At 70.2% G+C, this 10998-nt stretch carries 13 protein-coding genes and 2 pseudogenes; 6 read left to right on the plus strand and 9 right to left on the minus strand.

The window, feature by feature from the left end; genetic code table 11:
• The 4 genes from thrC to groL form a co-directional block, all read left to right on the plus strand.
• Window positions 1–1295, plus strand: a 1295-nt coding sequence (thrC, locus tag G5C65_RS21440) for a threonine synthase (protein WP_165300524.1), incomplete at its 5' end; no start/stop codon positions are given.
• A 57-nt stretch (window positions 1296–1352) separates the two neighbouring features.
• Window positions 1353–1628 (plus strand): MoaD/ThiS family protein, encoded by a 276-nt coding sequence (locus G5C65_RS21445; protein ID WP_165300525.1) that lies wholly within the window; start codon window positions 1353–1355, stop codon window positions 1626–1628.
• A 436-nt stretch (window positions 1629–2064) separates the two neighbouring features.
• Window positions 2065–2268 (plus strand): cold-shock protein, encoded by a 204-nt coding sequence (locus G5C65_RS21450; RefSeq protein WP_016472377.1) that lies wholly within the window; start codon window positions 2065–2067, stop codon window positions 2266–2268.
• Between the two features lie 446 nt (window positions 2269–2714).
• Window positions 2715–4346 (plus strand): chaperonin GroEL, encoded by a 1632-nt coding sequence (groL, locus tag G5C65_RS21455; RefSeq protein WP_165300526.1) that lies wholly within the window; start codon window positions 2715–2717, stop codon window positions 4344–4346.
• 108 nt (window positions 4347–4454) lie between these two features.
• Here the strand turns inward: groL and G5C65_RS39425 are convergent.
• Window positions 4455–4754: pseudogene (locus tag G5C65_RS39425) on the minus strand (MmyB family transcriptional regulator); the annotation flags it as partial.
• A 215-nt stretch (window positions 4755–4969) separates the two neighbouring features.
• On the opposite strand from G5C65_RS39425, the gene G5C65_RS21460 reads away from it, so the two are divergent.
• Together G5C65_RS21460 and G5C65_RS21465 are read left to right on the plus strand one after the other, a co-directional pair.
• Complete coding sequence (locus G5C65_RS21460; protein ID WP_165300527.1) at window positions 4970–5371, plus strand: hypothetical protein; 402 nt, start codon at window positions 4970–4972, stop codon at window positions 5369–5371.
• 327 nt (window positions 5372–5698) lie between these two features.
• Entirely contained in the window at window positions 5699–6268 is a 570-nt protein-coding gene (locus G5C65_RS21465; protein WP_165300528.1) for a TetR/AcrR family transcriptional regulator, read from the plus strand.
• 18 nt (window positions 6269–6286) lie between these two features.
• On the opposite strand, the gene G5C65_RS21470 is transcribed toward G5C65_RS21465, so the two are convergent.
• From G5C65_RS21470 to G5C65_RS21505, 8 genes and pseudogenes are all read right to left on the minus strand, one after another.
• A complete protein-coding gene (locus G5C65_RS21470; RefSeq protein WP_165300529.1) occupies window positions 6287–7027 on the minus strand; it encodes an ATP-binding cassette domain-containing protein in 741 nt (246 codons plus the stop codon).
• Between the two features lie 21 nt (window positions 7028–7048).
• On the minus strand, window positions 7049–7645 hold the full coding sequence (locus tag G5C65_RS21475; protein WP_165300530.1) for a hypothetical protein: 597 nt from the start codon (window positions 7643–7645) through the stop codon (window positions 7049–7051).
• Window positions 7645–8973 (minus strand): hypothetical protein, encoded by a 1329-nt coding sequence (locus G5C65_RS21480; RefSeq protein ID WP_165300531.1) that lies wholly within the window; start codon window positions 8971–8973, stop codon window positions 7645–7647. The genes G5C65_RS21475 and G5C65_RS21480 overlap by 1 nt, the downstream gene beginning before the upstream one ends.
• 80 nt (window positions 8974–9053) lie before the next feature.
• On the minus strand, window positions 9054–9533 hold the full coding sequence (locus G5C65_RS21485) for a hypothetical protein (RefSeq protein WP_165300532.1): 480 nt from the start codon (window positions 9531–9533) through the stop codon (window positions 9054–9056).
• A 224-nt stretch (window positions 9534–9757) separates the two neighbouring features.
• Window positions 9758–10138 carry a hypothetical protein gene (locus tag G5C65_RS21490; protein WP_165300533.1) on the minus strand — a complete coding sequence of 127 codons (381 nt, stop codon included), beginning with the start codon at window positions 10136–10138 and terminating at the stop codon, window positions 9758–9760.
• Between the two features lie 6 nt (window positions 10139–10144).
• Window positions 10145–10531 (minus strand): fic family toxin-antitoxin system, toxin component, encoded by a 387-nt coding sequence (locus G5C65_RS21495; RefSeq protein WP_165300534.1) that lies wholly within the window; start codon window positions 10529–10531, stop codon window positions 10145–10147.
• A complete protein-coding gene (locus G5C65_RS21500; protein ID WP_165300535.1) occupies window positions 10528–10749 on the minus strand; it encodes a hypothetical protein in 222 nt (73 codons plus the stop codon). Before G5C65_RS21500 ends, G5C65_RS21495 begins: the two co-directional genes overlap by 4 nt.
• A 29-nt stretch (window positions 10750–10778) precedes the next feature.
• Window positions 10779–10998, minus strand: a pseudogene (locus G5C65_RS21505) (hypothetical protein); the annotation flags it as partial.

A 10998-nucleotide genomic window follows, 5' to 3' on the forward strand; every position in this document is an offset into this window, starting at 1 on the left:
GTACCACCCCCACCACCTCCACCGCTTCCGGCTACGACCTCGGTCCCGCCGTCGCGCTCTCCTGCCGGGAGTGCGGTGCCCGCACCGAGCTGGGCCCCAGCTTCGTGTGTCTGGAGTGCTTCGGCCCGCTGGAGGTGGCGTACGAGCTGCCGGAGGGGGACCCGGAGGCGCTGCGCCGCCGGATCGCGGCCGGCCCCGCGAACATGTGGCGGTACGCCCCGCTGCTGCCCGTCCCGGCGGATGTCGCCGCGGCCCCGAATCTGAACCCCGGCTTCACCCAGCTCGTCCAGGCTGACCGGCTGGCCGCCGAGCTGGGCGTCACCGGCGGGCTGTACGTCAAGGACGACTCCGGCAACCCCACCCACTCGTTCAAGGACCGCCCGGTCGCCATCGCCCTGGAGGCGGCGCGCGCCTTCGGGTTCCGCACCCTGTCCTGCTCCTCCACCGGCAACCTCGCGGGCGCCGTGGGCGCGGCGGCGGCGCGGGCCGGGCTGCGCTCGTGCGTCTTCATCCCGGACGGGCTGGAGCAGTCCAAGGTGGTGATGGCGGCGGTGTACGGCGGTGACCTGGTCGCCATCGACGGCACATACGACGATGTGAACCGCTTCTGCTCGGAGCTGATCGGCGACCCGCTGGGCGAGGGCTGGGGCTTCACCAACGTCAATCTGCGGCCGTTCTACGCCGAGGGCTCCAAGACCCTCGCGTACGAGATCTGCGAGCAGCTGGGGTGGCGGCTGCCGGACCAGATCGTGATCCCGGTGGCCTCCGGCTGCCAGCTGGTGAAGATCGACAAGGGGCTGCGGGAGCTGGTGCGGCTGGGCCTGGTCGAGGACCGGCCCGAGGACCGGCCGGTGCGGATCTTCGCGGCCCAGGCGGAGGGGTGCTCACCGGTCTCCCGCGCGTTCAAGGACGGCACGGACGCGGTCCGGCCCGTCAAGCAGCCGGACACCATCGCGAAGTCGCTCGCCATCGGCGACCCGGCGGACGGCCCCTACGTGATCGACATCTGCCGGCGGACCGGCGGCGCGGTGGAGGATGTGACGGACCCGCAGATCGCCGACGCGATGCGGCTGCTGGCGCGCACGGAAGGGGTGTTCGCGGAGACGGCGGGCGGGGTGACGCTGGGCGTCACGCGCAAGCTGATCGAGAGCGGGGCGCTCGACCCGGCCCTGACGACGGTCGTGCTGAACACCGGGGACGGGCTCAAGACGCTGGACGCCGTCGCGCCGGAGGCCCGCCCCTCGGCCGTGATCCGGCCCAGCCTGGACGCCTTCCGCGCCGCCGGGCTGGCCTGAGAGCCCTCCCCTCCCCGACCTTCCCCGCCTTCCGGCCTTCCGAGAGAAAGAGGCACCATGAGCGTCAATGTCCGGATCCCCACCATTCTCCGTACCTACACCGGCGGGCAGGCCGAGGTCTCCGCCGAGGGGGCGACCCTCTCCGAGGTGCTCGCGGATCTGGAGAAGAACCACACCGGTATCTCGGCGCGCGTCCTGGACGACACCGGCAAGCTGCGCCGCTTCGTCAACGTCTATGTGAACGACGACGACGTCCGCTTCGAGCAGGGGCTGCAGACCCCGACCCCGGACGGCGCCGGGGTCTCCATCATCCCGGCGGTCGCCGGGGGGTGAGCGGGTCGGCGCCGGACCCGCGCCGGACTCGCGTCGAACCCACGTCGAAGACTGAAGCGGAATCGCCCCTTCCAGCACCCGGAAGGGGCGATTCCGTGTTTCGGGAGGCGGTAGAGTGGCGTGTGAACCCCCTGCACGCTTGCCACGCGCATATGAGAACGCGACAAGTTGTGCCTGAAATCAGTGGGCAAAATGTCGTGATGGTCGGTTATGCCCGGCCCGAGTTGCCCCCCTTTCTCAGGTTATGCGGAGATATCTCCGATCGGCCGTGCCCAGAATTCTCGTCCGATTGACCTGTTGCAGAGGGCGTCCGTGCAGATACATTCAGCGGCGGTCGACGCGTTCCGGCGCACGCCCCCACCGGCTTGGGGGTGAGGTCTGACCCGGGCTCGCGAGGTGTGAGCCCGTGCAAGGGCCAGTAATAGGGGAGTTAGGAATGGCTCAGGGCACCGTCAAGTGGTTCAACGCGGAGAAGGGGTACGGCTTCATCGCGGTCGACGGTGGTGCGGACGTGTTCGTCCACTACAGCGCGATCCAGATGGACGGTTACCGCACCCTGGACGAAGGGCAGCGGGTCGAGTTCGAGATCTCGCAGGGTCAGAAGGGACCGCAGGCGGACATGGTCCGCGTGACCGGCTGAGCGCTGCGCGCCGACCACACCGACCAGACTGCGCGAACCAACGCGAATCGAAGGCAACGGGAGGGGTCGCACCCGCCAGGGTGCGGCCCCTTCGCCCTGTCCTCTTCGCCCTGTCCTCGGGCCCCGGCCACCGGGCGGGCGCTCCGGCGCCGAACCCCTGGAGCCGCTTGCGCCCACCCGTCGCCCGACCACCGCCCCTGTACGAGGCTCCTTCGGAGCCGCTTGCACTCTCCCCCGCCGAGTGCTAATTATTGGCGTTAGCACTCTACGAGTGAGAGTGACAGAGAAGGACCGGGTCGGTGAGGTCGGCTGGCTGGGTGGGGCAGGGAACCGCCAGGCCGCAGACCGTCCGTCGCGGGCGCCAGCGCGGTCCGGAGCAATCCGCCCCCAAGCTCTCGACTCCGCTTGAGCAGGGGGACCCCAGAATGTCGGGAGGACCACTTCACATGGCCAAGATCATCGCCTTCGACGAGGAGGCGCGGCGAGGGCTTGAGCGCGGCATGAACCAGCTCGCCGACGCCGTCAAGGTCACCCTCGGCCCCAAGGGCCGGAACGTCGTGCTGGAGAAGAAGTGGGGCGCCCCCACGATCACCAACGACGGTGTCTCGATCGCCAAGGAGATCGAGCTGGAGGACTCCTACGAGAAGATCGGCGCCGAGCTGGTCAAGGAGGTCGCGAAGAAGACGGACGACGTCGCCGGTGACGGCACGACGACCGCGACCGTCCTGGCCCAGGCCCTGGTCAAGGAGGGCCTGCGGAACGTCGCCGCCGGCGCCAACCCGATGGCGCTGAAGCGCGGCATCGAGAAGGCCACCGAGGCCGTCTCCGGCGCCCTGCTGGAGCAGGCCAAGGACGTGGAGACCAAGGAGCAGATCGCCTCCACCGCCTCCATCTCGGCCGGCGACATCCAGATCGGCGAGCTGATCGCCGAGGCCATGGACAAGGTCGGCAAGGAAGGCGTCATCACCGTCGAGGAGTCGCAGACCTTCGGTCTTGAGCTGGAGCTCACCGAGGGCATGCGCTTCGACAAGGGCTACATCTCCGCCTACTTCGCCACCGACATGGAGCGCATGGAGGCGGAGCTGGAGGACCCGTACCTCCTCATCGTCAACTCCAAGATCAGCAACGTGAAGGACCTCCTTCCGCTGCTGGAGAAGGTCATGCAGTCGGGCAAGCCGCTGCTGATCATCGCGGAGGACGTCGAGGGCGAGGCCCTGTCCACTCTCGTGGTCAACAAGATCCGCGGCACCTTCAAGTCCGTCGCCGTCAAGGCGCCGGGCTTCGGCGACCGCCGCAAGGCCATGCTGGGCGACATCGCCATCCTCACCGGCGGCCAGGTCATCTCCGAGGAGGTCGGCCTCAAGCTGGAGAACGCCTCCCTGGACCTGCTGGGCCGCGCCCGCAAGGTCGTCATCACCAAGGACGAGACCACCATCGTCGACGGTGCGGGCGACAGCGAGCAGGTCAACGGCCGGGTCAGCCAGATCCGCGCCGAGATCGAGAACAGCGACTCGGACTACGACCGCGAGAAGCTCCAGGAGCGCCTCGCCAAGCTGGCCGGCGGCGTCGCCGTCATCAAGGCCGGCGCGGCCACCGAGGTCGAGCTGAAGGAGCGCAAGCACCGCATCGAGGACGCGGTGCGCAACGCGAAGGCCGCCGTCGAGGAGGGCATCGTCGCCGGCGGTGGCGTGGCCCTGCTCCAGGCCGCCACGGTCTTCGAGAAGCTGGACCTGGAGGGCGACGAGGCCACCGGTGCCGCCGCCGTCAAGCTGGCCCTGGAGGCCCCGCTCAAGCAGATCGCGGTCAACGCCGGCCTTGAGGGCGGCGTCGTGGTGGAGAAGGTCCGCGGTCTGGCGACCGGCGAGGGCCTGAACGCCGCCACGGGCGAGTACGTCGACATGATCAAGGAGGGCGTCCTCGACCCGGCCAAGGTGACGCGCTCCGCGCTGCAGAACGCCGCCTCCATCGCGGCGCTCTTCCTCACCACCGAGGCCGTCATCGCGGACAAGCCGGAGAAGGGCGGCGGCGGTGCCGACGCGGCCGCCGCTGCGGGCGGCATGGGCGGCATGGACTTCTGACGGTCCCTGTCCGAAGTCTGGCCGAAGCCTGTACGGACCGAGGGCGGCACCCCTTCTCCCAGGGGGTGCCGCCCTCGGGCGTTTCCGGGCGGCGTTTCCGGGCGGGCGGGAGTCCCACAGCCGGGCGAACTCCTCGCTGCCGGAGAGCGGTTCGGACACCAGCCCGGTCACCTCGGGGGCGTCGGGGCAGCGGGCCGCGGTGGCCCGCAGATGGCGGGCCACCAGGGGCCCGAAGTCGGCCGTCTCCATCACCTCGTAGGTCGCGGACAGCACGATCGCCCGCGACGGCCCGGACGGCGGGCCCGGTGGCGCGCCCGTCAGATGGTGCCGATGGTCCCGCTCGATGTCCGACAGCCGCAGGCGCGGGTCAGCCCGGCGCAGCCCCGGGGTGCGCCGCCGGCGCCCGGCTGCTGAGCGACCGGGCCTCGTAGGTGACCGGAGCGGTCCTCCTGGTCGACGGTGGTCTGTCCGCTCGACGGGTGTCATAAGGATCGCCCCGGAGGGTTGTACGCCGCTGGGCGGGTTCACCCTTCCGCCGTGGGAAGGATGCCGTGAATGACCGTTTCCTGTTGTCTTGGGGGCGTCGGTAGCGTCTCACCCAGAACAGGAAGCCCATGAACCGCATGACCACCTTCCGTGTCCGTGCCGCTGTCGCGGGTCTCGTCACCGCCGGTCTGCTCGGCGCGGGCGCCGCGACCACGAGCGCCGTGGCGGCGTCCAAGCCGGAGCCGAAGCCGAAGCCGAAGCCCGTCGCGAAGACGAACACGGTCACCGCCGACCACAAGGCCGTCCACCCGTGGCAGCAGTTCCGGCTGCACGGCAAGGTCACCGGCATCAAGGCGGGCACCGCCGTCCATCTGGAGGAGAAGCAGCACGGGAAGTGGAAGAGGCTGCCGGCCCGCTCGGCGGTCAACCGCTCGCACGGCTACGAGATGCGGGTGAAGCTCGGCCAGAAGGGCAAGCAGGAGGTCCGTACGGTCGCGGCGGGCAAGCCCTCCAACCCGGTCACGGTGACGGTTCGCTGACCCGGCCGGCGGTCCGCTCACGCACGTCGACGTCGGCGGGCTGCTCGATGGCGAAGCCGATCGCCCGCGCCACCGCCTGAGGCGGGATGGCCGGGGATCCGGCACCGCGTCGACGGCGTCGGTGGCCACGAAGCCCGGCGCGACCGTGGAGCCCCGCACCGAGGGCCCGGCCTCCCGCCGCAGGTCCTCGGTGCGGGTGCGGGCCGGGTCCGCGCGCCGCCGATTCCGATCCCGTCGTACTCCGCTCTAGAATCCATTAAGGGGACAGCCGTCCGCCGCGGGCCCGCCGTACCGGACACATGTCCGGAAGAGCGAGACGGGAGACCCATGACCCCACCCCACAGGCGCGCACCGCGGTCCGACGCGCGGGACAACCGGGCCCGCATCATCGCCGCCGCACGCGCCGCCCTCGCCGACGACCCCGACACGCCCCTGCAGGCGATCGCGAAGGCCGTCGGCGTCGGCCAGGGCACGATGTACCGGCACTTCCCCAGCCGCGAATCCCTGCTGCTGGCCGTCTACCGGGAAGACGTCGAGGCCCTCGTCGACAGCGCCCCCCGGCTGCTGGAGGACCACGAACCCCTCGAAGCGCTCCGCCGGTGGCTCGACCAGCTCGCCGCCTACGGCCGCGTCAAACACGCGGCCTCCCGCGCCGTCGAGGCCGCCACCCGCGCCGATCTGAGCCACGAGTACTACGCGCCGGTCGTCGGCGCCCTGGGCCGACTGCTCGACGCCGGCAAGGAAGCGCACCGGATCCGCCCCGACGCCGACCCGGAGGACGTCCTGCTCCTGGTCTCCTTCCTGTGGCGGCCCGACGGCGGCCCCGCAGGGCACGAACGCAGCCGGCGCCTGCTCACCGTCGTCACCGACGGCCTGCGCGCCGGCGCACACGCCTGAGGCGCTCCGGCAACGGGGTCAGAGCCGCGCGCCGCTCTCGCTCAGCGCGGTGTAAGCCGCCTCCGCCGCGCGGCCCGGCGCCGTGTCCCGCGGTGCGTGGGCGAGGAAGCCCGCTGCGGTGCCGGTGTAGGCGATACGTCCCTCGTCCAGGACGGTGACGTGGTCGCACTCCTCGGCCAGGTCGGCCACGTCGTGGGTGGAGAGGAGCACGCGAACCTCCTCGGCCAGGGGAGCGAGCAGATCCCGGAAGACCCGCCGCTGCCTCGGATCCATCCCGGCCGTCGGCTCGTCGAGCAGCAGCACCCGGGCGCCGTGCACGAGGGCGGAGGCGACCCCGACGCGCCGGAGCTGGCCGCCGGAGAGCCGCTTGGTCCTGGTGTCGGCCTGCCCGGTGAGGTCGACGCGGCTCAGGGCGCGAGCGGCGGCCTCCCACGCGTCGCGCTTGTTCATGCCCTTGAGCCAGCCGGTATACGCGACTTGTTCCCGTGCGGTGAGGGCGGTCATGGCGGTGATCCGCTGGGGCATCCAGGCGACAGCCGCGCGGTAGGAGCGCTGGTGGGAGGGGATGCCGTCCAGAGTGACGGTGCCTTTGCGGGGGCGGGTCACGGACGCGGCGAGGCGCAACAGGGTGGATTTCCCGGCCCCGTTGGGGCCGAGCAGGATCGTCAGTCCGTGATCCAGCGCGTAGTCGAGATCCCGTAGGACGGGAGGGGACCAGGGGCGGTAGGCGTAGGTACAGGAGCGGAGTTCGAGTGTCATGGCGTTTCTCTCTCCTGGCGGTCAGGAACCGGAGTCGGTGCGGGGGCGGAGGCCCAGTTGAGCGGTGAGGCCGGCGGCGAGCGCGACGGCGGCTGCGAGAGCAGCGGCGGGATCCCCGAAGTCGCGGGGGAGCACCGTCCAGAAGTACGGGTGGTTCGCGCGGTCGAAGCCGAAGAGGGCGACGGCGAGGAACCAGACCACCGGTGCCATCACGGCGGGTGCTCCTGCCGCGGCGCGTACGCAGAGCATGAGTCCGGTGAGGAACGCGGTGTTGCGGCCCACGGCGAGAGCGGTGTCGGAATCCAGGGCGGCGCCGAGGACGAAACCCACCAGGGCAGCCGCGCCCACGGCTGTCAGCGTGAGTCCCGCGTCCCGGGCGCGGACGCGGCGTGTGGCGGAGTCCTCCGCGGCCGTCAGCCGGGACTCCAGTGTCATCATCAGCGCGGCGCACAGCGGCATGGGCACCAGCAGCATGGCGACCACGGGGTTGTCGCTGCCGGTGAGGAAGGACGGCAACCGCGCCACCGCGTCCTGCACCAGCAGGGCGAACAGAGCGAAGACCGTCAGTGCGGCGGGCAGCAGCGTGTGCGCGCGACGCGCCTTGATCCACCACCACATCAGGAGTCACCCGCTGGGCGCGCACCGTCGCCGCAGGCACGCCGGAGCTCGCCCCGGAACCAGGACGCCTGCGCTGCCCTGGACGTACGGCGCACCTCCGCCACCCGCTTCTCGACGAGTCCGAGTACCTTGTCGCCGTTGGCGAACTGGAGCATTTCCCCGCGCTGCCACTTCAGGTACCGCTTGCCCTCGCCCACTGTCCCCGAGGCCCACAGCATGGCGCTGCGGCTGGCGACGATGTCGGTGGTGCGCTTGCAGGGGAAGTGAACAGCCTGCTTCACGACCTCGTAGCGCGTGGTCCCCTTGCGCTGGCTGGATGTGACGGGCAGCCACCACGTGCCCTTGGTGGAAGAGCGCGGATGCACCCCGTTGACGATGTTGTCGGAGACGGTACGCGGTGGCTTCACCCGCACACCGGCCGCGGCGAGTTCGCTGAGTACGGCTTCCGCGTCCGTGCGGGCCTCGGAGGGGTCCGCGTGTCCGGCCGCGGGGACGCAGACACGGGGCGTCGAGCCCGAGCAGTCCAGGTCCGCGTGTCCGACCGATACCGGCGCGGAGGCGCCCCAGTCCTTGGCGATGCTGTAGGCGGTGAGCGTCCCGGCGAGAGCGACCGCGCAGGCGAGTGCGGGAACGGCGGACCGGAGGTGACGGTTCCGGGCCGGTACCCACAGAAGTGCCACGCCCGCTGCGAGGCCGCCGGCGAAGAGGACATGAGGTGCGAGGGAGGTCCAGGTGGTGTGCTCCCCGAACGTGAGGACCCGCGAGTACTGCCCCAGGACATGGCGGGGCCACAGACGCTCCCCGGAGGACGCCGAGGAGGCCACGCCGTAGAACACCCCGGCAGCCAGCAGCGGCGCGGCGAGGAGCCGGGGCACGACCGCGCCCACCCCGAATCCGATCGCACAGTGCGCGGTGGCGACCAGGAGCGTCATGGCCGGCAGGGGAACGCAGGCCCAGGTGGGCGCGACCCCCTCGCGCGCCAGCGCGAGCAGGACGGGAAGAACGAGCATGGCCCAGGCGAGTACCAGAACCGGAAACAGCGCGTGAGCGGCGATGCGGTAGCGGCTGCGGGCCGGGGCGCCCGCCCATACCCCGTCGCGCTTGAGGCGGCCGCTCTCCCAGGCCGCCAGGCAGGAGGCGGCCGCGTAGGCGAGAGCGTAGGTCGGGTCCAGCGCGAGGGACACGATCTCCGGGGCGTAGGTGATCTCCCCTTTGATCACCTCGTAGTCGTCCTGGAAGAAGCGGAAGAAGTAGTACAGCACCAGCCCGAGGGCCAGCGGCGAAGCCCACAGGGCGCTGTGGCTGCGAAGGCGTGTGGCGAGGTTCATGGGGCTCCAGCGCGGCTGATACGAGAGGCGAGGGGTGCCCCTGCGGCGCAGGAGCACCCCTCGGTGGACGGGACCCGTGGTCAGCCGTCCTTCTTCGTGGTGTCCACGTACACCTTCTTCACGCCGAGAGCGACCCCGGACGAGAGTCCGTTGATCTTCTTGATCTGGAAGAAGTGCTTTCCGGAACTGAGGCCGTGCCACTGGCCGTTGCTCTTGCTCGTACTGGACTTGAAGCACGCGGTGTACTTCTTGGTTCCCCAGCTCTTGTCGGGGCGGCCGGGCCGGTCCCACCGCAGATCCACGTGCGTGGATCTGTTCGGGCCGCCGGAGACGCTGCACCCCGTGAACCAGATCTGCGAGTAGGACTTGTCACCCCACCGGCGGGACTGGAACCCGGTCAGCACGTTGTACATGCTGCTGCTCCAGTTCGTCAGCTGCGCCCCGTCCGTACGGGCGGCGCCCGCGTCCGCGGCGGACGCTACCGGCGCCCCCCCCAGCAGCGATGCGGCGGCGATGCCGCTCACGGCGGCTATCTGTGCCTTGGCTCTGCGTGTCATCACGTATGAACGCTCCCCTGCGTTCTCGGTGTAACGGGAAAAGTACGAGCAGTGAACGTAGTGGACCGATTACGTAGAGGCAATGCACGATTATCGGCGATGTCTGTCGGTCGTGTGTGTTTTGGTGTGAATTTGTGCAGGGTGGGGAAGGTGTTTCGTCCCCATATGCGCTCCGGGTAAATTCATGGCAATGCCGAGCGGGGTGCGGAGGGATCCCGCGTGGACCGCTACTCGCGCACCGCTTGAATCAGGCGCACGAGTTCTTCTGGGGACACGCCGCAGTGCTTGGCGCGGTGGACGGCTGCCAGCACGAGGTGTGCGCTCACCTGCTGACCGTGGTCCTCGCCGAGCCACTCGTCGGGCTTCTCGATGCCCGCCCCGTTGAAGGCGAGTCCGCAGCGGCTCTTGACCTCCGCCGCCACTTCTGCGACGGCGGCGAACCTGCTGTCCGCTTCGCGGATGCCGGTGACCATGTGATCGCCGTAGCGCAGTTCGTACGTGCAGCCTTCGGGAGGGTTCTCGGCCAGCGGCGCGAGGAGACGCTCCAGCTCTTCCTCCGGGAGGGCCGGAAAGTTGTCGAAGACCAGCGTGACGCTGTGCTCGGGCATGGGTGGCTAATCCTCTGTGTCCCGGGGCCAGCTTCTGAGTACGGCGGCTACGGACGCCGCTGTCGCCTTCTGGCTGACGAGTTCGGTGGCGAGTGCGGTGACGCCCTCCTGGGTGAGGCGGACACCGGTACCGGAAGCCCGCAGGTAGCCGTGGGTCACGGCAACGGCGATCCGCAGGTTGTCGCGCTCCAGCCAGCGCAGTCGGCCCAGGGTGTGGGCCAGCGCGGCGGCTCGCGCGTAGGAGCCGTGGTAGACGTCCTGGCCTGCCAGCACAGCGTGGTGTCGCTCGACAGCCGCGATCGGGACTCCGTAGTCGTCCGGGGCCGGATCGTCGGCACCTGCCACGCGGGCGACCTCAAGAATCCAGGCGAAGTCGATGTGCGACGGAGTCACGAGTCGGCCGCCGCCTCGATGTCGTTGATGAGCTCGCTGTAGTCGTCCAGGATCTCCTTGGCTCCGGCCAGAAAGATCTCGTACACCTTTTCGTTGTCGGCCCGGATGAGCTGTTCCACGTACTCGTTCACATTGACGTGCCGCGTTTCCGCCGCGTGCCTCGCCATCTCGGCAGCTTCGCTGTTGAGCCTGAGGTTGACCTGCGTCTTCGGCGCCATAAGCGGCATGCTATCCGCTGGTAGCAGTGTCATGCGGGGTTGTCCTCTTGCTGGATTTCGCGGAGCTGGGCGCGGATGCGGTCCGCGTGGGCCTGCACGTCCCGGGCCGGGAGGAAGGTGGCGGGGATGCCCGCCGGGGCGGTGGTGCAGGTGGCGCGGCAGTCGTCGCAGAGGCCGTTGCGGATGACCGTCGCGCTGCCGGGGCGCTCGCAGTCGAAGCAGACCAGGACGCGGCGGACGACCTTGCCC

It is taken from the genome of Streptomyces boncukensis (assembly GCF_011045075.1).
In the GTDB taxonomy this organism is placed as follows: domain Bacteria; phylum Actinomycetota; class Actinomycetes; order Streptomycetales; family Streptomycetaceae; genus Streptomyces; species Streptomyces boncukensis.